Source organism: Paenibacillus sacheonensis, assembly GCF_009909195.1.
Lineage (GTDB): Bacteria > Bacillota > Bacilli > Paenibacillales > Paenibacillaceae > Paenibacillus_Z > Paenibacillus_Z sacheonensis.
This window is the reverse complement of the sequence record NZ_JAAAMU010000001.1, coordinates 368,029-391,034: the sequence shown is the minus strand read 5'-3', so window position 1 is coordinate 391,034 and position 23,006 is coordinate 368,029. Positions and strand designations below refer to the sequence as shown.

Below are 23,006 nucleotides of genomic sequence, written 5' to 3'. Positions count from 1 at the left end.
AGCTGCTAAAGTAGCAATTGGCAAGCATGTGATGCGACCACCAGCTGCCAGTTAAACCTCCCCTTGCAACAGTTGATAATTCTGCTCCCGAATGAATAATGTTAGATCGTTACAGTTTCTTAAGCTCTCGCAAAATTTCCTCTGGGCTTTGACGCTGCATGAAATTCGGATTGACATATGAGGAGCGAATAACGGCGCTCTCATCAATCATGAAAGTAGCCGGAACCGGCAAGACCCATTTCGAGGTATCGTTGTACTCCACAAGATCCACTCCGATGCCTTCCATGAGTTCCCTTACGCCCGGCGGAACATCGAAGAGCAGATTGTACTTGGCCGTTACCAAGCCGTTTGGATCGCTAAGGACTTGAAATTCCAATCCTTCCTTTTCCTGAAGGGATAACGAATGATCTGGTTTTTGAGGACTAATCGCGATCAGCTGCGCTCCTATCGCCTGGATTTCAGGCAATATCCGCTGGTAAGCCCTTAATTGCATATTGCAAAAAGGACACCATCCGCCGCGATAAAAGACCAGCACAACCGGCCCTTTCGCGAGCTCTTCATATAAAATTACATCCTTGCCTATTGCGTTTGTTAATTTAAAGTCCACCGCCTTCTCGCCTGCTTGCCTCCCGGAAGCGATTCCCGATTTCTGAAGTTCCTCGATCATTTGGCCGATCTTGACCTGCGCTTCAATCGGTGCATTGGCTTTAAACTGCTGTCTAGCCGCTTCCAGCTGTTCAGTTAAATTTTGGTTTCTCATCGTTCTAAAACCTCCTATATCTATTGGATAGCCTGATTATAGGTTCAAACAAAACGGAGTTCTGTAAAGTAGATTACAGTTCTTCATCGATCCTATTTTGACTCTGTTCTGTAAGACGATTGTGCCGAAGGAAGTGCTAAGCTACCGCCGGCCGTATCGCAGCCTTGACTGATGCCATTTTCATTTTCGCCTATCCGCTCCCAACGTCAGATATATATATCAAGAAACCAACTTTTCGCTCCCTTCGGCCAGGTGCCTGCCCGCAACAAGTCGAATTCCCAGCCGTGCCAAGGGCAGCGCAGCACCTCTCGGTCGCGGCGGATGCGACCGCATTGCCGAAGTCCGTTTGCCGCAGCAGCAGCTTAGCCCGATCAAGCCTGAGCCGCTTCAAATATTGAATCGGACTATAATCGGTATGCCGCTTGAACAAACTGGAGTAATAGGCGGGGGATAACGCGACTTCGCGCGCCACCGTGTCCCGATCCAATGCTTCGCTATAATGCGACTTCATATAAGCGGTCGCTCCTCGCACGGCGGATTCGCATGGCGAGGAGTGGCGAAATAATCGCTTTAATGGGATGGTTCGAAAGCAAAAGAGCAGCGCCCGGAATCCGGGCACTGCTCTTCTTCGTCTGTTCGCTTTGGTGTGTATAATTTATTGTACCGTTTTCTTCCAGTCCGCAGCGAACTTGTCCATGCCTTGATCCGTCAGAGGATGCTTGGAGATTTGCTCGATGACCGAGAACGGAATCGTCGCGATATGCGCGCCGGCCATCGCTACGCGCGTCACATGATCGGGGTGGCGGACCGAAGCGGCGATGATCTGAGCATCCAGGTTATGAACGCGGAACAATTCGGCGACCTTCGCGACCAGCTGCACGCCGTCTTCCGAGATATCGTCCAAGCGTCCGAGGAACGGCGATACGTAGGTTGCGCCGGCACGTGCGGCCAAGAGCGCTTGGTTTACGGTGAAGATCAGCGTTACGTTCGTTTTGACGCCCTTGTTCGCCAGGTAACGGCAGGCTTCCAGGCCCGCGAGCGTCATCGGCAGCTTGATGGTGATGTTCTTGTCGTAATCATTGATCTTGATGAGCTCGTTCGCTTGCGCGATCATCTCTTCGGCCGTGAGCGCGTCCGGCGTTACTTCGGCGGACACGGATTCGACTTCAGGCACTTCGCGCAGGATTTCCGCGATCCGGTCTTCGAATTTCACGCCTTCTTTGGCAACCAGCGACGGATTGGTCGTTACGCCGGATAATACGCCGACTTTGTACGCTTTGCGGATGTCGGCCAGGTTTGCGGTATCGATGAAAAATTTCATGATCATTACCTCCGAATAGTAGTTTGGTTTGAGCGAACGAATTTTATGTTAGTGCAGCAATTTTTTCGCCAAGCTGACGACATTGCTTACAGAGAAGCCGAAGTATTCCATGACCTCGCCGCCAGGTCCCGAAGCGCCGAACGTATCGATCGACAATACGCTGCCTTCCGGTCCCGTGAAGCGGTCCCAGCCCAGCGAGATGCCTGCTTCGATCGCAAGCCGCTTGGTAACGGCCGCCGGCAGTACCGACTGCTTGTAGCTTGCATCCTGACGGTCGAAGAGTTCCCGGCTCGGCATAGCCACGACGCGCACGGAGACATTGTCCCGCTCCAGCTCCGTCTTCGCGTCTACGGCAAGCGAAACCTCGGAGCCCGTCGCGATCAAGATCACGTCCGGCTTATCGTTCGTTTCCGTTAGCACGTAACCGCCCTTGGCGACCGCCCCAACGTTGGCCTTCGTCGCTTCGTATACCGGCAGATTCTGTCTGCTCAGCACCAAGGCTACGGGACCGTCGTTTTGCTGCAGGGCATAGGCCCAAGCGCTTGCCGTCTCGTTCGCATCCGTCGGACGGATGACCGTCAGGCCCGGAATCGTCCGCAAAGCCGCCAAATGCTCGACAGGCTCGTGCGTCGGTCCGTCTTCCCCTACGGCGATCGAATCATGCGTAAAGACATACGTCACGGGCAGCTTCTGCAGCGCGGCAAGACGAATCGACGGCCGCAAGTAATCGCTGAAGACGAAGAACGTGCTGACGAAAGGCTTCACGCCGCCATGCAGTGCCATGCCGTTACCGGCCGCGCCCATCGCATGCTCGCGAACGCCGAAGTAAATATTGCGTCCCGCGTAGGACTCTACGGCAAAGGTTGCTTCGCCGCCGATGTCCGTCATCGTCGAATGCGACAGATCCGCGCTGCCCCCGAAAATCTCGGGCACGAGCTTCACATAGTGATTGATCGCATTGCCGCTCGCGATCCGCGTCGATACCGTTTTGGAGGCATCGAAGGTCAGGATGTCAGAAGCATCGAGGGACACCTTACCGGCGATCGCTTGCGCCAATTCTTTGCCAAGTGCCGGATATTGTGCTTGATAGGCGTCATTCAGCTTGTTCCATGCCGCTTCCTTGTCCGCGCCCTTCTGCTTCAGTTCTTCAAAATGCTTTCTGACTTCGGCAGGGACGGTAAACTCTTCCTCGTAGTTCCAGCCGTAGACGGCCTTCGTTGCCTTCGCTTCTTCCTTGCCGATCGGCGCGCCGTGAGCCTTGTTCGTACCCGCTACCTTGCTGCCGAAGCCGATGATCGTACGTATCTCGATCAAGGTCGGCTGCGAATCATTCTGCTTCGCGGCTGCGATCGCCGCCGTGATCGCTTCAATGTCGTTGCCGTCCTCTACCCGCAGGTACTGCCAGTGAGCGGATTCGGCCCGCTTCTTGACGTCTTCGCCGAAGGACAGATTCAGATCGCCGTCAAGGGAGATATCGTTGGAATCGTACAGCACGACCAATTTACCAAGCTTCATATGGCCTGCCATCGACATCGCTTCGTACGAGATGCCTTCCATCAAGCAGCCGTCTCCGACGAGCGCATACGTGTAATGATCGACTACCGGATAGCCGTCCCGGTTGAATTTGGAAGCCAGATGCGCTTCCGCCATTGCCATGCCGACCGCCATCGCAACCCCTTGGCCGAGCGGGCCGGTCGTTGCGTCGACGCCGTCCGTGTGCCCGAATTCCGGGTGGCCCGGCGTAAGGCTGTTCAGCTTGCGGAAATGCTTCAGGTCGTCGATCGACACTTGATAGCCGGACAGGTGAAGCAGGCTGTACAGCAGCGCCGAACCATGACCGGCGGATAATACGAACCGGTCGCGGTTGAACCACTTGGCATGGCCCGGATTGTGGTTCAGTTCCCTCGCCCATAGGGCGTACGCCATTGGCGCGGCTCCCATCGGCAGCCCCGGATGACCGGAATTGGCGGCGTTGATGGCATCGATCGACAACGTGCGGATCGTATCGATGGCCAGTTGATCAATGGTTTGCGTGATAGGCATAAGTATTTCCTTCTTTCGTTTCGATTTGCATTTCATTTTGTGTTACTTTCTGCAATTGTTCTTCGCCGACGGAGGCAGCCGCAGAATCCGCGATGTTATGCTCCGACTCGGCATCGAACTGCCAACGGTACCCGTCCCTCGCCAGCAGCTCGTCGGATGCGGCAGGACCATAGGTACCGGCGGCGTAGGTTTGAAGCGGTACGAGATTCTCCGTAAAGGCATCCAGGATCGGCTGCACCCATTTCCAGGACAGCTCGACTTCATCCCAGTGCGCGAAGAAGGTCGGGTCGCCGTTCAACGCATCGCCGATCAAATTCTCGTAAGCCTCGGGAACTTCATGCGAATCCGAACGGAAGTCGATAAACATCGGCTTGAACTCGCCTCGGTGCTGAGGGTCCCTCGTGCTCAACTGCAGCGTAATGCTCTCGTTCGGGCTGATCTCGAAGACGAGCAGATTCGGAATTCGGCGCTCGTCGTTCTTCTGCGAGGACTGCTTCAGCGGTTCCTTGAACTCGATGACGATGCGCGTCGATTTCTCCTTCATCCGCTTGCCCGTACGAATATAGAACGGTACTCCCCGCCAAAAATAATCGTCGATTTGCAATTTGGCCGCGATGAAGGTGTCATTCGCGGAATCCGCCGCGATGCCCGGTTCGGACGTATAGCCGGCGACCGCTTTTCCTTGAATCTCCCCAGCCGCATACTGGCCGCGGACAACGTTGAAGGCCACGTCCTCCTTGAACAACGGCTCGAGCGCTTCCATGACCTTCTTCTTCTTCGTGCGAACCTCGTCTGACGTGCTGTTATGGTTGGGCAGATGAATCGCCAGCATCATGAGCAGCTGCAGCATATGGTTCTGGAACATGTCTCTGACGGCGCCGACATGATCGTAATAGCCCGCTCGCTCCTCGACGCCGACCGTTTCGTTCGCTGTGATTTGCACGTTGGCGATGTGACGATTGGTCCACAAGGCTTGAAGAACCGGATTGGACTGCTGCAATATCTCGAGCTTCTGCACCATCGGCTTGCCGAGATAGTGGTCGATGCGGAAGATTTCGTCTTCCGTGAAGGAACGGCTGAGATGCTTATTCAAGTTGCGGGCGGATTGCAGATCGTGTCCGAACGGCTTCTCGATCACGAGCCGCTTCCAGCCGGCAGCGGAGCTGAGTCCGCTCGCTTGGATGTTCGAAGCGATGGTCTCGAAGAACTCCGGTCCGACGGATAAATAGAACAAGCGGTTCGGATCGGCTCCGAGCGCCGCTTCCCGCTGCTCGACAAGCTGAAGCAGCTTATTGTAGTCTTCGATGCGGCCGATATCCAGCACGCTGTACCGGAATGCCTCCAAGAAGGCATTCAACGACGAGCCGTCCGCCGGCTGGCGCCTGGAGAACGTGCGGATCGAATGCTCCACGTTCGCCCGGAACTTCTCGTCGGTCAGTTCTCTTCTTCCAAGGCCGAATACCGAGAAAGCCTGCGGCAGTTTTCCGTCTACGAACAAATTATACATAGCGGGGTAGATTTTTCGTTTCGCCAAATCCCCCGTCGCTCCAAATAATACAAACGTTGTTGCGTCCATATCTATTCCTCCCAGCATGGCTTCTCTTTAAGACTGGTTTCTGTTCCCTGAATCCACTATAATACGAATAGCATCCATACATGTAATACATATATTTCACAGGAGCTATAGACCATGTCTATGACTAACAATTACGAGCTGTACAAGGTATTCTATTGGGCCGCGAAGACGGGCAGTCTAACGCAGGCTGCCAAGGCGCTGTATCTCACCCAGCCGAGCGTCAGCCACGCCATCAAGCAGCTGGAAGACAGCTTCGGCATCACGCTGTTTTACCGCAATTCCAAAGGCGTCTCGCTGACCCAGGAAGGCGTTATCCTCTATTCCTACATCGAGAAGTCCCACATTCTGATTTCGCTAGCGGAAGAGAAGATGGCGGCGCTCAAGAAGCTGGACAGCGGCGAGCTGCGAATCGGCGGAAGCGATTCGTTGTTCAAGCATTATCTGCTTCCTTATCTCGAGGACTACCATCAGAAATATCCCGGCATCAAGCTGCATCTCAACCACGGGACGACGCCGGAGACGATATCCTTCTTAAAAGAAGGCCGGATCGACGTCGGGGTCGTACGCATGCCGATCGTCGATGATCAGCTGCAGGTCATGCGGGGCATTCAGCTTCAGGATTGCTTCGTTGCGGGGAGCCGTTATGCCGAGCTTCAAGGCACCGTGCTCTCGATGGAGCTGCTGCTCGAATACCCGATTATCCTCTTCTCGCGCAACAGCCGGGTCCGCATGGCGATCACGGAGTTGTTCCAGAGCTACGGCTACGAGATCAAGCCCGAGATCGAGGTCGGAAGCGTCGATCTGCTGATCGAATTCGCGCGTAAAGGTCTCGGCATCTCCTACGTGACGCGGGAATTCGTCGCCAAGGAGCTGGAAGAAGGCTCGCTCTTCGAGATCCAGCTGGACGTCAAGCTGCCGCCCTCCCAGGTCGGATTCATGATCATGCGCAATATGCCGCTCTCCAACGCCGCCGGCAAGTTCATTGATCTTGTCAAATAGACATGGACCGCTTCGGGCGGCGGTGAGAAGATTGCGGCTGCGGTTAACCGTGCACGACTGGTTCGTTTCACACATAAAAAAACCGCCGGCGTCGGCGTATCTAATTTTAGGCCAACGTTCAACGGTCATACGGGCTGGCGCCTAACGGTTGCCAGCGTTGCTATTGCTCGAAAAATAAAGGTGTATCGACGCTAAAGATTATGGGCGGCGTTATTTCGCGTTTAGCAGCTGATTAGCACCAAAAAAACCTCAATAAGCTTCCTGGCAACCGATAGCGAGATCAAATGACCATTTTGTACCGATTAACGCTCCGTACAACCGTTAGCCGTCAGGCGAATAGATTTCTATCCGCAAGCATGACTATCGGCTGATCAGCAGCCCCATACTTGATTTACTCGACCTTACAAACACGCCGGCAGCGGTGTGTTTTTGTTTTGATATCGGCGCCCCGGCTCTCCCCGCCATCATTATTCGCCATCATTGTTCGGCATCGGTTCTGCAAGCCTCAGCGTCCGCTTGTCCCTCGACTGCATCGACGACGACTCGAAGCACTCCTTCATAAATCGCTCCTTCACGCCTCTGCGCCATTCAGCGTTTCAGCTAGAATCTTCGCCATTCAGTGCTCCTGCTCGCCTCTCGTCATTCAGCATTCCTGCTCGTACCTTCGCCATTCAGTGCTCCTTCTATTGCCGCAGGCAATTTTTGGCCGCTTGACCGCAACCTGATCCATGTTTCGGTCGTCTAACCATTGAACAAGTTCAGGCGCAAGCATCTGAATCCCACATGCAGCCGGATTATTATCCGGCTGTCAGACAGCGCTCCCGAGACGACTAGGAGGAATTATGAATCCGTTAACGTATTATCGCACGACATTGAAGCCTTTCCGCGTGTATGCCCTTCTGCTGACACTGCTCATCGCTGCCGTAACCTCCGGGCTGCAGCATGCCGATGCTGCCGCGAACAAACCCGTAAAAGAACGCGACATAGCCATTTATGTGGAAGGCGCCATGCTGGAGGCCGATGTCCCGCCGTTTATCGTGCCGAAGCTGAACGTAACCATGGTTCCGCTGCGAATCATAAGCGAGGGTCTCGGAGCCGCCGTCGATTGGATCTCCTCATCCCGCTCCGTGTCCATTCAGCGTACGGGCACGCTCATTACGCTGCGGAGCGGACAAGGCTACGCCACCGTGAACGGCAAGCAGGTCCGACTGGATAGTACCGTTCAATCGATTGCGGGCAGGACGATGGTTCCGCTGCGATTCGTCGGCGAAGCCCTCGGGTTGACCGTCAACTGGAATCAGGCCGACAGGTCTATCTCCCTCTTCGATCAGGATGAGACAGGCATCGGCGGCGGAACGAACGGAGGGAACGGCTCTAACGGAGGGAATGGTTCTAACGGTGGGAATAGTTCTAATGGAGGAACCGGCACGGATTCGCTCCGCGGCGCCTGGATCTCGACCGTCTACAACTTGGATTGGCCAAGCGCGCAATCGGCCGGCAACGAAGCGAAGCAGAAGGCCGAATTCACGCAGCTGCTCGACGAGCTGCAGCGCATGGGGCTGAACGCCGTATTCGTGCAAGTGCGTCCGGCAGGCGATGCGCTCTACGCGTCTGCGCTCGTGCCATGGTCCAAGTATTTGACGGGTACCCAAGGCAAGGCGCCAACTTATGATCCGCTGGCGTTCATGGTGGAAGAGACGCATAAGCGGGGCATGGAATTCCATGCCTGGTTCAATCCGTTCCGGGCGAGCGTCGATGCCAAGACGGATGCGCTCGCACCGAATCATGTCATTCTGCAGCATCCCGATTGGATCGTCAACTCGGGCGGAAAACCGTACTTGAATCCGGGCATGCCCGCTGCTCGCCAGCAGATCATCGACACGATCATGGAGGTCGTGAGCAGCTATGACGTTGACGGCGTGCATTTGGACGACTATTTCTACCCGTCCAGCGGCGAATTTCCGGATTCCGCGGCGTTTACGGCAAACAATCCGCTTAATCTGTCCTTGGCCGATTGGCGGCGGGCCAACGTCAATGCCTTCGTGAGCCAGCTTGGCGAATCGATTCATGCGCTGAAGCCAAGCCTTAAGTTCGGCATCAGTCCCTTCGGCGTGTGGCGCAATCAGACTATGGATCCGACCGGATCGCCGACGAAAGCGAGCGTAACGGATTACGACAATATGTATGCCGACGTTCGGACGTGGATCAAGCAGGAATGGATTGACTACGTCGCGTCGCAAATTTACTGGAGCTTCGCCAACTTGGCCGTTCCGTACGACAAGCTGGTGGATTGGTGGTCGAACGAGGTCAAAGGCACGGACGTCGATCTGTATATCGGACACTCGCCCTATAAGCTCGGCACGACGGAAGCCGGCTGGCAGGCTTCGAACGAAATCATCAATCAATTGAACTACGCGAAGACGCACGCCGAAGTCGACGGCGATATCTTCTTCAGCGCCAAGGATTTGCGTCGCAACCCGCTTGGCGTCATGGACGCGCTGCGCGATTATTATTCGGCAGGCGGCGGGTCGCTGCTTGCCAACGGTTCTGGAATTCCAAGTCCATCACTCGAATGAAGCAGCTGCGGCGGTCGAGGGAGCGCATTCGCTCTCTTGACCGCCGTTCTCTCTTCATACATGACCCATGGATTCTTTTCAAATATGGACACAAGTATCGACAGTCAGCCAAAGACGACTCACATCGCTTCGAACCTCAAATCCGCGATTTCGCCGCTTTCGACGAACCCGACGTTACGATAGGCCTTATTGGAAGCCGGATTTATCACGTCCGCATACAACATCGGTACCAAGCCCTCCGCCAAGATAAGCGAGCTTAACGCAGCTACGAGCGCGCTAGCATGCCCTTGCTTGCGGCAGGCAGGCGGCGTGTATACGGCATTGATCCTGGCATGCCGAGGAGAACGGTGCGCGATGTTCGCCATCGATACGGGCTGCCCGTCAACGAACCACAAATACAATCCCCCTGCATCGATCGCTCCCTCCGCCTCCGTAAGCTGGCTGGACGGCTCCGCCGTTACGCCATGAGCGTCCTCTAAGAAGCCAGCTAGAAATCCCGCTACCATCTCGACGTTACTTCTCGTTGCCGAATGCATCGTTCCGCTCACTCGCGTCGTCCGAAGTCTTCAGGCAGGTCGCTCTCTCCGCTTCGGCAATACGATGAAACAGATTGTACGCGACTTCATCGGCCCTAAACTTATCCTGATGCAGTGTTCGATCGGAACCATGAAACGTTAGGAACATCGTTCTTCCTCCTCGATCGGCGATAAGAACGCAAAAAAACCCCGTCCCCTTGGGACGGAGTTCAACTCCGCGTTACCACCCTGATTGGCGTACGCCCGCGCACACCCTCTCTGCCATCGTCCAACAACGACGCTTCCTTGTAAAGGAGGAATCATCCCGGGCCCGTCTACTCGAATTTCGGGGGCCAGCTCGGAGGCGATTTTCGGATTTCGAATGCCCGCTGCCTCGCACCTGCCGGCAGTTCTCTGGTCGGGCCGTTCGAACCTACTTGCCCTCTTCGTCGCATTTGTTTGCCATGTAATTAGGTACATTATATATAACCGGCGGAATATGCTGTCAACTGAATTCATTCCAGACAGCGAAAGGGGCAGTCCCTTAAGCCATAAGCTTAAAGAACTGCCCCTTTCGCTTTATTCCTTCTGCGGCGTCCAGCCGGCAGACGCAGCTTGTAGTAGCGTGCTAGGCGGCGAATCGATGATGGCCGATCGTTGCGACGGTATCCAAGCTGGACCAGAAAGCGCCTTTGGAGATGCCGGGATTATAGAAGTACAACGCATTCCCTATATTGTTCTTGCCGTTCAAGGCATCCTTGGCTGCACGCAGCGAGGTCGCATTCGGTTTGCTCTTGTCGAGCAGCCCGTTATGGGCTGGCGGGAACTGCCTGCCGGAATAGATGACGTCCCGAATCGTATCCGGAAACCGCGGATCCTTCACCCGGTTCAAGATGACGTTCGCCAGCGCAAGCTGTCCCGCATAAGGTTCATATCCGGACTCGACCATCGTAATCTTCGCGAGCAGCATCAAATCCGCATCCGTGAACGATTTGGCCGGTTGATCCAAGAAAGAAGGGACGATCACCCTGAGCTTCGTTCCGGGTTTGACCTCGGCCGTTCCCGCGAGCTCGTTCCGATTCAACAGCTCCTTCTTGCTGACGCTGTACGACTGCACGACGACATCCAAGCCGTTATCCGCCGCAACCGTCGCAGGTTGAACCGTCGTGAGCTTGATGACATCCGCATCCGCGCTCACTTTCAAATCAGCATGAAGGATCTCCGACACCAGTCGAAGCGGCAGATACAGCCTCTCGTCCTTTAAGAAAGGACGCGCGTCCATCCGATAACGGCCTTCGTTGAAATACACGACCGGCACGCCGTTCCCGATCACGATCTGATCGTTTAAAGCCGTATGTATGGTTAATTCCTCATTCATGTTGTTCCAGCTCGTCTTCGCGCCGAATAGTTGGGCTACCCGGGCAGCGGGAACATAAATCCTGCCGTTGACGTTAAAAACGCGGCTGTTCAATTTTACGGTCTTTCCGTTGACTTGGATCGTCGGATTCAGCACGCTGACGGCCTGGCCGGCGGATGCGACGGACATCGGTCCGAAGCAAAGCAGGAGCAATCCGATAACGATTACGATGATTGGCTTTCTAACTAGCTTGCTTTCTCTGTTCATGCGTACCTCCCAGCTGAGCAAGTGAGTTGGATGAAGCTCCCAACGTTCGTCTTCTGGGAAAAATTATAGCACAGCCTTTCTAGCCATTTGGATTAACATTTTCACAGAATTCAATAAAAATTGATGAAATCTTTAACAAAAGCTGTTAAAAGCTGGGTGATTGGAGCTGAAATTGGCAGCCGGCTAGGACCAAAGGCACCTCGCGCTGCCGGCTTCAATGCGGATTACAGCTCGATCATCGCCTTGATAACCTTCGTTTCCGGCTTCAGGTAGCTCTCGAACTGTCCGATCATCCCGGCAAACGGAACCCGGTGGGTAATGTACCGGCTCACGTCCGCCGCCCCTGCCGCCAATGCCGTCATTACCGTATCGAAATCTTCCCTGGTCGCGTTGCGGCTGGCCATCAGCGTCAGCTCCCGCTTATGGAACTCCGGATCATGGAAGGTAATGTCCGCTTTGACCAAGCCTACGAACACGAGCCGTCCGCCATGCGATGCATACTGGAATGCGCCGTTCATCGATTTGGCGTTTCCCGTAGCATCGAACACGATCGCAGGCAGCTCGCCGCCGTTGGCCGCCAATATCGCGTCCAGAGGCTCCTGCAGCGCATGAACGACCGCATCCGCCTTCGCCCATTGCCCGCAGAACGCCAGCCGTTCTTCGTTCACGTCCATGGCGATGACCTTCGCCCCGGCATGCTTGGCGATCGCCATGACTCCGAGGCCGATCGGCCCGCCGCCGATGACGAGCGCCGTCTCGCCCGCCGCCAGTCCGGAACGACGCACGGCATGCGCCCCGATCGCGAGCGGCTCCAGCACCGCGGTCTGATCCAGCGTAAGTCCTTTGGTCCCGATCAAGCGCTCGACCGGTACCGTAATTCGTTCCCGCATGCCGCCGTCGATATGAACGCCCAGCACCCGCATGTCGGTGCAGCAATTCGTCTTGCCGCCGCGGCAGGCGATGCAAGCCCCGCAGTGCATATAGGGGATAATGCTGACCTGGTCCCCGGCTTCGAAGCCCGCTTCATTCTCGTTGACCGCCTCGATGACGCCAGCGAGCTCGTGGCCCAGTATCCGGGGGTACGAGAAGAACGGCTGATTGCCCTTGTATGCATGCAGATCCGTGCCGCATATGCCGACGCGCTTAATCGTCACGATGGCATGTCCGGGAGCCAGCACCGGCTCAGGGAGATGATCGACCCACTCCAACCTGTCAGCCTCCGCGCAAACGATTCCTTTCATGATCACTTCTCTCCTATCTGCTCGTTATATTCGGAGCGGCCGCTGATCCACGTCTCGTTATGAACGGGCGCAAGGATGCCGAGCACATTCGCCAGCAGTTCTTCGTCGATCGGTTAGTCCGTCCATGCGGCATTGTTGCGAATGTTCGCCGGGTTAGCCGTGCTCACCAGCGTCGTCGGTATTCGTTCGTTGCGCGTCGAGAATTGAACGGCCAGCTTGGCGATATCCGCTCCTTGCGATTCGCAATACTCCGCCGCCTTCAGGCAGGCTGCCTTCAGCCCCGGACTTGCCGGGTGCCAGTCCGGCGCCCCGCGCGTGCCGAGCAAGCCCATGGAGAGCGGCGAGGCATTGACGAGACCGACGCCGCGCGCTTCCAGGAGAGGCAGCAGGCTTGCTAATGACGTATCGTTCAACGCGAAATGACAATACGAAATGATGGCATCCACCTCCGCCCTGGGAAGCAGGGTTTCGAACAGCTTCAGCGGCAAGCCGCATATGCCCGCGAACCGAATCTTGCCGGCCGCCTTCAGCTCCCGGAGCGCCGGAATGGCTTCTTCAAGAATGACGGATGCCGGAGCGAACTCGATATCGTGCAGGAAGAGGATGTCGACATGGTCCGTATGCAAACGCCGCAAGCTCTCCTCCAAGCTCGAGTGAATCCGTTTACGCGAAAAATCGAATTCGTTCATGCCGTACCGCCCCGCTTTGGTGGACAGCAGGAAGCGGTCTCTAGGGATTTCCCGAATAGCCTTGCCCAGCACCGTCTCTGCTTTGGTCAAGCCATAGTAGGGAGAAACGTCGATGTAATTGATCCCCGCGTCGATCGCTTCGTGCACCGTACGAATCGCTTGGGCTTCGTTCGTGTCCCGAAATACCGATCCGAGCGAAGATGCGCCGAAGCTGAGTACGGAAACGTCCAGTCCGGTATTGCCTAATTTACGGTATCGCATGCTGCAACATCTCCCCGTCCTTAAAAATCGCGATCTCGCGGAAGCAGCAGCTCCATTCCGCCCTCAAGCTTTTCTCCTGCAGCAATCGGCTGCGGCGCGATCGCCGCGTGACCGTTCCGTGCAAGGGAACCCAGCTAGCCAACGGCGCCAGCCTCCAGCTCCGACAGACTGGCCGCGACCTGCTTTGCAAGCCCGGTAACCGCGGACAAATCCTTGCCCCAGACATCCGTTAAAGCGAGCAGGGCTGCCGCAGTCTCTTCGACTGGCTGCTCCGCTGACCACGCCTGCGCGATGGCCGCAAGCGATGCCGCATCGTCCCGAACCTCGTAGGCGGCACCTGCCAATGTCCGCCCCATGAACGCGTCCCCTTCCCGTACGACCTTGCAATAACGCAGCAAGCCCGCGAACGCTTGGACGAGCCGGTACGGTACGTCATCCCCGCGGTCGACGTAAGCCGACATGGTCGGCAGCAGCCGCGCCTTGAACTTGCTCAAGCTGTTCATCGCGATGTCCGCCAGGCGATGGTCGATGAACGGATTCAGGAAGCGCTCGTACACCGATGCCGCGAACGCCGTCAATTCTTCTGCCGCCAAAGGAACGACAGGTACGATATCCTGCTCCACCGCGTCCCTGACGAAACGGCCGAAGCGCGGATTTTCCATCGTCTCCCGCACGATCCGGAAGCCGTGCAGCAAGGCGAGCGGCGCCATCAGCGTATGGGCGCCGTTCAATATGCGAACCTTCCGCAGCTGGTACGGCCCAAGGTCGTCGACCCACTGCACGTTCAAGCCCGCCCGCCGCAGCGGCAATTCCTCGTCAAGCTCCGGCTCGGCTTCGATCGCCCAGAAGTGATACGGCTCTGCGGTGTTCAACATCGCATCCCGATAACCCCAGCCGGCGAACCAGCTTTCCGCCTGATCCTCCGGGTAGCCCGTCACGATGCGGTCGACCAGCGAATTCAAGAATCGATTGCTCGTCAGCACCCAATGCTTGAACGCCTCGGGCAGCGACCATTGCTCGCAATATTGGAGTACGCATCGCTTCAGCTCGTCGCCGTTGCGCTCCAGCAGCTCGCATGGGAGGAAGATCAGCCCGCTCGCTTTCGCTCCGCCCAGAGCCGCATATCTGCGGTAGAGCAGCCAGGCGATTTTGCCCGGAAACGATTGAATCGGCTCGCCTTCGTTCAGCGGCTCGGGCTTGTAAACAAGCCCCGCCTCGGTCGTATTCGAGACGACGAACCGGAGCGACGGGCTCTCCGCCAGCGCGATGAGCCGCTGCCAGTCGCCGTAGGGGTCGAATACCGCGGAGAATACGGAGACGGTCTCCTTTCGCTCCACCTGCTCGCCGGACTCCAAGCCACGCGTCACCAACGTATACAGTCCGTCCTGCGCGGCTAGCTTCTCGATCTTCGCTTGGCCCTGCGGTCTTGGCTGCGTTAATGCGATGCTGCCGCCGAACAAGCCTTGCTCTCGGCAGCGATGAATCATCCAATCGAAGAAACCGCGGAGGAAGTTGCCTTCTCCGACTTGCAGCACGGTAACCGGGCTTTCCTGCGCGGCGTCAAGCGCCTGTCGCTGCGAATCGTTCAATAGACTGCGATCGAGCTGCCTCACCAGCCAACACTCCTTCAGTTCACATTATGTCTGCCACGTTATCTATCTCCTACTTTATCAGAGCATTCCATTCCTAAAAGACCAAAATATTGCGTTTTTATACTCTTTTTTGATATCTTGAGGGTAAGTTTACCTCGCAGAGGAGTCGCAGCCATGAAGCCGGTTCGAAAACAGTTTGACGCGCATCCCGATTTTCCTTTCGATCTGACGTACCGGGACACGAAGACGCCGCAGCTGGAGCTGCCCGATCATATGCACGAATGGTACGAGCTCGTCTACGTGCATCGCGGCAAGGGCGCTTTCTTTATCGACCGGACGATCGAGGATATGCGCGAAGGCGATCTCTTCATCATACCCGGCAGCACCATCCATCGGGCGTTCCCGGACAAAGACGATCCCGTTACCTCCACGGCCTTGTTCCTCGGCCCCCTGCTTGTCGAGCAGCGGTCGCTCGGCGAGTCCTTCTCGTACCTGCAATGCTTCGACCAAAGCCGCGTCAGCCGGAACTATAGGCTGGCCTGTTCGCCCGCTCTTCGTCAAGCCTTTGAAGCAGGGCTGCAGCGTATCGAAGCCGAATACAGCTCCCAGCCGCCTGGCTACCGTCATGCCATTCAATCGGAAACCCAGCTGCTGCTGCTGGCCGTCCATCGGGAGCGCGGCGGAGCGTCCAAGCATCGCGGCGCCTCCGCCTTCGCCGGTCCGCTGTGGATGAGGGATATGCTGCTGTACGTGGACCGGCATTTCACCGAAGAGATCGGCCTTGGCGCGTTGTGCCGGCAGGCCGCCGTAAGTCCGGCGCATTTCAGCCGCGTATTCAAGCAGCTGACGGGCATGAACGTCACCAAGTTCGTCGCGCTGAAACGAATCATACTCGCCAAGGAATTGCTGCTGGAGTCGACGGACAGCGTCTCGGCGATCGCCGCCCGCTGCGGCTTCGAGAGCATGCCTCATTTTCACCGCGTGTTCAAGCGCATCGTCGGCGTTACTCCCGCGGCTTATCGGCATCCTTCTCCCGCATCACGTTAAAAAAGGCATGCATCGCAAGCCCTAGGCTTACGATACATACCTTTACTGTCGTCGTTGCAGCCTTGCTTACGTCCGGCGCATATAAGCGCGTACCGTGATCGGCGCGAAGACCGCGACGATGGCGCAAGCGGCGATAAGCGAGATCGCGAAATTCCATCCGATGGTGCCGGCATTGGTCAAATCCCGAACGGCCGAGACCAGGTGCGACACCGGATTGACGTTGACGAACCACTGCAGCCAGTCCGGCATCGTATCCACCGGCACGAACGTGTTGGACAGGAACGTGAGCGGGAATAACACGAGCATCGATATGCCCTGTACGCTGGAAGCGGTCCGGGCGATGACGCCGAAGAAGGCGAAGATCCAGCTCATGGCCCAGGAGCAGAAGATTACGAGCAGCGCGGCGAGCGCGACATGCTCCAGTCCGCCCTCGGGCCGGAACCCCATAATGTACCCCATGGAGAAGGTAAGCACCGTCGCGATGGTATAACGGATCGTATCCGCCAGGAGAGCTCCCGCCAGCGGCGCGATCCGCGCGATCGGCAGCGACTTGAATCGGTCGAAGACCCCTTTGTCCATATCCTCGCGCAATTGAACGCCCGTGACGATCGAGGTCGTAATGACGGTCTGCACGAGAATGCCGGGAATGATGATCGGCAGGTAGCTTGCGACATCGCCGGAGATGGCGCCGCCGAAGATGTACGTAAACATCAAGGTAAAGATAATGGGCTGAAGCGTTACGTCGAACAGCTGCTCGGGCGTGCGCCGAATCTTCAGCAAGCCGCGATAGGCCATCGTCAAGGAATGGCGCACCGTCTGGCCGAAGCTCGTATGGTTCTTGAGCTTGCGCTCGATTCCCGGTTGAATGGTCGTGCTTCTCATGCTCTTGCCTCCTTCGTCGCGCTCGGCTCATCGGCGGCGCGTTCCTTGTCTTCCTCTACGCCATGGCCGGTAATGGTCAGAAATACTTCGTCGAGCGTCGGCTTCTGCACGCTCACCTCGGACAATTGGATGCCCTCCGCGCGAAGCGCGATAAGCAGGTCCGTCACGCGGTCGGCATTCGCCATCGGCGCCGTGATCTTGCCGGCTTCGGGCGATACCGCGGACGGAACCTCGAGCACCCGTTCCACGATTCGGCGAGCCGAGTCGATATCGCCGCGTTCCTGCACCCACAATTGAAGCGACGAAGTCCCGACCGATGTTTTCAGCTCATCCACGGTGCCTTCGGCAACGACATGGCCGCGATCGATAACCGCGATCCGGTCGGCCAGCTGGTCGGCCTCTTCAAGATACTGCGTGGTCAATAACACGGTGGAGCCCGTCTTCACCAAGCGGCGGATCGTATCCCACATTTGCGAACGCGTGCGCGGATCGAGCCCCGTCGTCGGTTCGTCCAGGAAGATGAGCGGCGGCTGCGCGATCAGGCTCGCCGCGAGATCCAGCCTGCGGCGCATGCCGCCGGAGAAGTTCTTAAGCGGGCGCTTGGCCGCTTCCGTCAAACCGAATTCCTCCAGCAGGTCCGCTGCTTTCTTCCGCGCTTCCGCACGGCCCAGACCCAGCAGACGGGAGAAAATAATCAAATTCTCCGTCGCGCTTAGCGACTCGTCGACCGATGCGTATTGGCCGGTCACGCCGATCAGCTGTCGGACGACGTGCGACTCCTTCGCCACGTCGTGGCCGAAGATGCGCGCCGAGCCCTCATCGGGCCGGAGCAAGGTCGCCAGCATGCGGATCGTCGTCGTCTTGCCCGCTCCGTTCGGTCCCAGTACGCCATAGATCGAACCCGTACGCACGTTCAAGTCCACGCCATCCACGGCGCGGTTGCTGCCGAAGGCTTTGACCAGGCCGCGCGCTTCGACCGCCCAGTCGCTGTTTCCCGGATCTATCGTCTTCTTATATCCTTGTTCCACTGCATTTCCCCCTCGTTCGCTATCAACTATTCGAATGGTATCGCAGCTCTATGAACGGAATATGAACAAGGAATATGAACAAGATTATGGACAGGCTCGGCAAAAAACCATCGTACTACACTAGCTGCGCACCTGACGTGAATAGCCGCTGTTCCCCATGTTATACTATATCCGACTCACGACTAATTTCGGTTCATTACGGGGAAGGAGACAAGTTCATGAATACGGAGCAGAAGGAACGGATTCGTACGGGGAAAGGCTTTATCGCGGCATTGGACCAAAGCGGCGGCAGCACGCCGAAAGCGCTGCTGCAATATGGCGTCAAGGAGTCGAGTTACGCCGGCGAGGATGAGATGTATGCCATGGTGCATGCGATGAGGACGCGGATCATCAAGAGTCCGGCGTTCGATTCGAAGCGCATTCTCGGAGCCATCTTGTTCGAGAACACGATGGATCGTACCATCGACGGGCAATTCACGGCCGACTATCTATGGCAGCGCAGAGGCGTCGTTCCATTCCTGAAGGTCGACCAAGGGCTGGCCGAGCTTGAAGACGGCGTTCAGCTCATGAAACCGATGCCCGGTCTGGACGACCTGTTGAAGCGGGCGGTCGAACGCGGTATCTTCGGGACGAAGATGCGCTCCGTCATCAAAGCGGCCAATCCGGACGGCATCCGCAAAGTCGTCGGGCAGCAGTTTGACTTCGGGCGCCGGATCGCGGCGGCAGGGCTGGTGCCGATCATCGAGCCCGAAGTCGATATTCATATCGCCGACAAGGAAGCGGCCGAAAGCCTGCTGAAATCGGCAATCGCCGAACAGTTGGCCCTGCTTGATCCCGATACGTCAATCATGCTCAAGCTCTCCATCCCCTCCGTTGACGATTTCTATGCCGATCTCATAAAGGATCCGCATGTCCTTCGCGTCGTGGCCCTGTCCGGTGGCTACTCGCAATCGGAAGCCAATGCGAAGCTGGCGCGCAATCACGGCTTGATCGCGAGCTTCTCGCGGGCTCTGGCGCAGGATCTTGCGGCGGACCAGACAGACGAGGAATTCGATGCCATGTTGGCGGCGTCGATCGAAGCTATATATGAAGCTTCTATTGTATAAAAAACCTGAAACGACTCCGATCAGCATCTGACCGGAGTCGTGTTTTATTTCAGCTGCCATCAATCATGCAGGTGCCTGCCCCAAAAAAACTTGGTCCGCCGCCTGCAGTTCCTTCATGGAACCTGCGGATGAGCGAACCAAGTCCTCGTTTCTTACCTCTTCTTATCGAAACCTTCTATTAGGATTCAACGGCCGTCGTACGGCTGCGATCCAGCGTAACCCCTGCTTCGCGGGTTTCCTCGGCTTGACCCGTGCGCTTAATGAAGAAAGACAACAGCAGCCCGACCACGCCGATTCCGATAATAACGAGATACGCGTCGTTGATGCCTTGAATCGTCGCTTCCATGACCATATGCTCCTTCGTATCGGCGGCACCGCCCGAGGCCATCATATCCGTCAGATGCGCCGTTGTTCTGCTCGTCATGACCGTAACCAGCAGCGAGGTGCCGATCGCGCCCGCCACTTGCTTAATGGTGTTGGAGATCGCCGTGCCATGCGCGTTCAGACGCGCCGGCAGCTGATTCAAGCCGGCCGTCGTGATCGGCATCAGGAACATGGCCATCCCGAAACGGCGTCCCGTGGACATCAGAACCAGATACGTGTAGCCGGTGGAATCCGTCAGATTCACGAAGCCGATCGTCGTGCCGATCGTAATGGCCATTCCGATGATAGACAACCATTTCGCGCCGAATCTATCGAACAACCTGCCCGTAATCGGCATCATGACGCCCATTAGCAGCGCGCCGGGAAGCATCAGCAAGCCGGACTCCAATGCCGTATATCCGCGTGCGGTTTGCAAGTACAGCGGAAGCAGCATCATATCCGCGTACATGACCATCGTGACCGCAACGTTGATCACGGTCGTCAAGGAGAACATCCCGTATTTGAATGCGCGAAGATCGACAGCGGACTTCTCGAGATCAACTGTCTCCACGTGAAGAGGATCAAGGATACAAGCCCGACGACAATCATGACGATGACTTCGGCGCTTGACCAGCCTTTGCTGCCCGCGCTGCTGAATCCGTACAGAATCGCGCCGAATCCAATCGTGGACAGCAAGACGCTTGGCAGATCGAACTTAGGGTATGAACGCTCCGCTACGTTCTTCAGATAGATAAAGGCGCAGGCAATCACGATAACGGCCAGCGGAATCATGGCGTAGAACATCGTCCGCCACGAGTAATGCTCCATCACGTAGCCGGCTATCGCAGGTCCGATCGCAGGCGCGAAGATAATGGCAAAGCCAACCATTCCCATTGCGGCTCCCCGCTTGTTCGGAGGGAACACGGTCAGAATAACGTTCATCAGCAATGGCATGATGATGCCCGCGCCTGCCGCTTGAATGAGGCGGCCGGTCAGCAGGACGTCGAAGTTAGGCGCAACCGCCGAAACAATGGTGCCCCCGAGGAAAATAACCATCGCCGTCTGGTACAGCTCCCTGGTCGTAAATCGCTGCATCAAGAAAGCGGTAATCGGAATCAGAACCCCGTTCACCAGCATGTAGCCGGTCGTCAGCCATTGCGCCGTGGAAGCTGCAATGTCGAAGTCAACCATCAGCTCTGGCGTCGCAACGCCCATGATGGTCTGATTCAGCACGGCAATGAATGCTCCGAGAATCATAACGAACAACAGCGGTCCTTTCTTTATGGAACTACTGTCAAAAGCCGTACTCATATGCTCCATCCCCTTCGAATTATCATTGTGCAACTAATTTACACAATGTCGTATAATAAACTCAATGTTTAGTATTATAAGGAGCCGGCACGTTTATCACAAGCTACAGCTTTCCGGAAAATGTATATTACTTTACATTTCAAGCGAATCTGTTGCGTAAGCGGAACATCATCTACGATTCGCCATAAAGCTGTCGCGTAAATTTGAATGGGGAAGGAAATGAAACTTATGTCCACGACATCGTCGCGCTTGGATCCGCGCGTGCTTCGCACGCGCCAATTGATTCGGGATGCGTTTATCGATTTGCTGCAAGAGGTGGAGCTGGAGAAAATAAGCGTGAATCGGATCGCGGAACGCGCCACCATCAACCGCGTCACCTTCTATCTTCATTACAAGGACATCCAGGACATGCTGGAGAAGATGGCCGATGACATGATTCAAGAGATCAAGGTAATACTAGGGGAGGTCTCTTCCCGGTCTGCCGCCATGGACAAAGACGGGACGGTCATGTCCAAGGTTTTGGAGCATATCGCGGCCAATTCCAAATTCTACAAGGTGCTCCTCGCTTCCAAACGGATTCCGGTCTTCACCGATCGCCTCACGCAGCTCATGCTGGAGGTCATCACCGCCAGAGCCAGGCATCCGGAGCTTGCACCGCCTGCTGCCGCCCTTGGCGTTCCCGTCGACATCGCAGTATGGTACGGCTCCTCCGCCTTCATCGGAACGATCGTATGGTGGCTGCGCAACGATATGCCTTATACGCCGCAGTATTTGGCCAAGCAGCTCGCCCTGCTGTTTCGCATGCATCAAAATACGACCGGTCCTTAGGACCGGTCGTCGTCTGTTTGATATGGCGCTTTGTAGAGGTCGTTGAAGCATGGCGAGGATCTCGCGAATCGTCAACCCATCTTGGTCGGTTAATTCCTGTTCGGGAGCAGAAAGAAGATCACGATTATCGTTCTTCGCGCGCGGTCCTTCTTCCATCGATTTCGTTTTCGTTCGCAATCCGCAGATGCAGGCGCGTATGAAGGTTGCACGATCCGCAGCTCGACCAGCCTCCGCGTTATTTTGAATACGCTTCCTCTTGGAATGCCAAACGGTTGGAAATCGTAATCCATTCCATCGACCTGATCGATTTGCATGCAAACGGATTCAATCCCGTAGACCACGGCTGCCGATCTGGCATCGTGGAGGCAGCGGCAAACCATTCATGGAGCGAAGCTTTCTCCCCCGGAACGCATCGCGGTCGGCGAGATGCCGTAATGACGCTTGAACAGCTTGCTGAACGTGTAGATGTCCGAGTATCCTATGGCGGCTGACACCTCGGTAACCGTCATCGTCGTTTCATTCAACAAATGAACGGCCCTCTCCATCCGCAGCTTGGTGATGGTTTCCTTCAGCGTCAAGCCCGTATGCGTCTTCATCAGCCTGCTGACGGAGCGCGGCGACGACCCTGCGCTCGCTGCCAATGCTTCGTAATCTGCCGATTCCGACAGCCGAAAGCGAATCGCCTCTTGTACCTTGACGACGATTTGCTTCTGATAATAGGCGTGGCCTGCGTCTGCTCCGCGATCCGTCTCGCGAACCCACTTGACCAGAATGAGCTTGATCAGCAAATCGATCTCGGCCGCATCGTCTGGCGAGCGCAGATGCGACAGTTCGATTAACCGGGACAATAACGATTCAATGCCGGCCGTATCGCGAATCGTCACCGGCGTTCTTGGCAGCGGCAGCGCTGCGGCCGGAACGTCCCCGCTTCCATAGGGGCTCCGATCGAAATGACAAAAGAACACGACCAGCGGGCGTTCCGGATTATGCGTGGCGGCGACCCGGTCTCCCGGTTGAAACACATAACAAAACCCCGGCCCGATGGCATGGTCGACGCCGTTCAGCAGCATGCGGCCTTGTCCCGATACCGCGTACCACATATCGTAATCCGCGAACGGATTCGGCTTCCAGGACCAGGTCGGTTCGCAGCGATACTTGCCGGAAGTCGTGCCTGTCGCAAAGCAGCAAGACCGAAACGATGCCGCTAGCTCTTGCAGGTCGGACATCTTGCATCTCTCCTTCAT

Annotated in this window: 18 protein-coding genes, 3 pseudogenes and 1 other annotated feature; of the genes and pseudogenes, 5 read left to right on the top strand and 16 right to left on the bottom strand. The window is 56.5% G+C overall.

The features are described 5' to 3' along the window. Positions 1-109: 109 nt before the first annotated feature. The 6 genes and pseudogenes from GT003_RS01510 to zwf form a co-directional block, all read right to left on the bottom strand. Positions 110-760 (bottom strand): peroxiredoxin-like family protein, encoded by a 651-nt coding sequence (locus GT003_RS01510; protein WP_161693678.1) that lies wholly within the window; start codon positions 758-760, stop codon positions 110-112. Positions 761-966: 206 nt separating this feature from the next. Next, a complete protein-coding gene (locus GT003_RS32350; protein WP_338045874.1) occupies positions 967-1,065 on the bottom strand; it encodes a hypothetical protein in 99 nt (32 codons plus the stop codon). 44 nt (positions 1,066-1,109) lie between these two features. After that, positions 1,110-1,271 (bottom strand): annotated as a pseudogene (locus GT003_RS32345) (helix-turn-helix domain-containing protein); the annotation flags it as partial. Between the two features lie 144 nt (positions 1,272-1,415). Further along, entirely contained in the window at positions 1,416-2,081 is a 666-nt protein-coding gene (gene fsa, locus GT003_RS01495) for a fructose-6-phosphate aldolase (RefSeq protein ID WP_161693676.1), read from the bottom strand. 48 nt (positions 2,082-2,129) lie between these two features. Continuing rightward, positions 2,130-4,118 (bottom strand): transketolase, encoded by a 1,989-nt coding sequence (gene tkt / locus GT003_RS01490; RefSeq protein WP_161694273.1) that lies wholly within the window; start codon positions 4,116-4,118, stop codon positions 2,130-2,132. Beyond that, on the bottom strand, positions 4,102-5,700 hold the full coding sequence (gene zwf, locus GT003_RS01485) for a glucose-6-phosphate dehydrogenase (protein ID WP_161693674.1): 1,599 nt from the start codon (positions 5,698-5,700) through the stop codon (positions 4,102-4,104). Before zwf ends, tkt begins: the two co-directional genes overlap by 17 nt. A gap of 120 nt (positions 5,701-5,820) precedes the next feature. Between zwf and GT003_RS01480 the strand changes: the two genes are divergently transcribed. Together GT003_RS01480 and GT003_RS01475 are read left to right on the top strand one after the other, a co-directional pair. Then, positions 5,821-6,699 (top strand): LysR family transcriptional regulator, encoded by an 879-nt coding sequence (locus tag GT003_RS01480; RefSeq protein WP_161694271.1) that lies wholly within the window; start codon positions 5,821-5,823, stop codon positions 6,697-6,699. An 842-nt stretch (positions 6,700-7,541) separates the two neighbouring features. Continuing rightward, positions 7,542-9,275, top strand: coding sequence for a family 10 glycosylhydrolase (locus GT003_RS01475; protein ID WP_161693672.1), 1,734 nt, complete (start codon positions 7,542-7,544; stop codon positions 9,273-9,275). Between the two features lie 119 nt (positions 9,276-9,394). Here GT003_RS01475 and GT003_RS01470 read toward each other — a convergent pair whose 3' ends face one another. The 6 genes and pseudogenes from GT003_RS01470 to GT003_RS01445 form a co-directional block, all read right to left on the bottom strand. Further along, complete coding sequence (locus GT003_RS01470) at positions 9,395-9,781, bottom strand: GNAT family N-acetyltransferase (protein ID WP_239565651.1); 387 nt, start codon at positions 9,779-9,781, stop codon at positions 9,395-9,397. Between the two features lie 7 nt (positions 9,782-9,788). Beyond that, the gene (locus GT003_RS01465; RefSeq protein WP_161693668.1) at positions 9,789-9,959 is read right to left on the bottom strand and encodes a hypothetical protein; all 171 of its coding nucleotides are present in this window, start codon (positions 9,957-9,959) and stop codon (positions 9,789-9,791) included. A 47-nt stretch (positions 9,960-10,006) separates the two neighbouring features. Beyond that, positions 10,007-10,249 (bottom strand) — a binding site (T-box leader). Between the two features lie 169 nt (positions 10,250-10,418). Then, positions 10,419-11,414, bottom strand: coding sequence for a cell wall hydrolase (locus GT003_RS01460; RefSeq protein ID WP_161693666.1), 996 nt, complete (start codon positions 11,412-11,414; stop codon positions 10,419-10,421). A 224-nt stretch (positions 11,415-11,638) separates the two neighbouring features. Then, positions 11,639-12,655, bottom strand: coding sequence for a zinc-binding alcohol dehydrogenase family protein (locus GT003_RS01455; protein WP_161693663.1), 1,017 nt, complete (start codon positions 12,653-12,655; stop codon positions 11,639-11,641). 2 nt (positions 12,656-12,657) lie between these two features. After that, positions 12,658-13,605, bottom strand: a pseudogene (locus GT003_RS01450) (aldo/keto reductase). A gap of 134 nt (positions 13,606-13,739) precedes the next feature. Beyond that, positions 13,740-15,218 (bottom strand): tagaturonate reductase, encoded by a 1,479-nt coding sequence (locus tag GT003_RS01445; protein WP_161693661.1) that lies wholly within the window; start codon positions 15,216-15,218, stop codon positions 13,740-13,742. 153 nt (positions 15,219-15,371) lie between these two features. Here GT003_RS01445 and GT003_RS01440 point away from each other — a divergent pair, with 153 nt between their 5' ends. Beyond that, positions 15,372-16,244 (top strand): AraC family transcriptional regulator, encoded by an 873-nt coding sequence (locus GT003_RS01440; RefSeq protein WP_161693659.1) that lies wholly within the window; start codon positions 15,372-15,374, stop codon positions 16,242-16,244. Positions 16,245-16,310: 66 nt separating this feature from the next. Here GT003_RS01440 and GT003_RS01435 read toward each other — a convergent pair whose 3' ends face one another. Next, positions 16,311-17,126 (bottom strand): ABC transporter permease, encoded by an 816-nt coding sequence (locus GT003_RS01435; protein ID WP_161693657.1) that lies wholly within the window; start codon positions 17,124-17,126, stop codon positions 16,311-16,313. Continuing rightward, positions 17,123-18,154, bottom strand: a complete 1,032-nt coding sequence (locus tag GT003_RS01430) for an ATP-binding cassette domain-containing protein (protein WP_161693655.1) — start codon at positions 18,152-18,154, stop codon at positions 17,123-17,125. The genes GT003_RS01435 and GT003_RS01430 overlap by 4 nt, the downstream gene beginning before the upstream one ends. A gap of 218 nt (positions 18,155-18,372) precedes the next feature. On the opposite strand from GT003_RS01430, the gene GT003_RS01425 reads away from it, so the two are divergent. Next, positions 18,373-19,260: a fructose bisphosphate aldolase gene (locus tag GT003_RS01425; RefSeq protein ID WP_161693654.1), complete on the top strand. Its 888-nt coding sequence runs from the start codon at positions 18,373-18,375 to the stop codon at positions 19,258-19,260. A 178-nt stretch (positions 19,261-19,438) separates the two neighbouring features. Here the strand turns inward: GT003_RS01425 and GT003_RS01420 are convergent. Beyond that, a pseudogene (locus GT003_RS01420) lies at positions 19,439-20,943 on the bottom strand (DHA2 family efflux MFS transporter permease subunit). A gap of 219 nt (positions 20,944-21,162) precedes the next feature. On the opposite strand from GT003_RS01420, the gene GT003_RS01415 reads away from it, so the two are divergent. Next, positions 21,163-21,762 carry a TetR/AcrR family transcriptional regulator gene (locus tag GT003_RS01415; protein WP_161693652.1) on the top strand — a complete coding sequence of 200 codons (600 nt, stop codon included), beginning with the start codon at positions 21,163-21,165 and terminating at the stop codon, positions 21,760-21,762. 380 nt (positions 21,763-22,142) lie between these two features. Here the strand turns inward: GT003_RS01415 and GT003_RS01410 are convergent, their stop codons facing one another. Further along, on the bottom strand, positions 22,143-22,988 hold the full coding sequence (locus tag GT003_RS01410; RefSeq protein WP_161693650.1) for an AraC family transcriptional regulator: 846 nt from the start codon (positions 22,986-22,988) through the stop codon (positions 22,143-22,145). Positions 22,989-23,006: the final 18 nt, after the last annotated feature.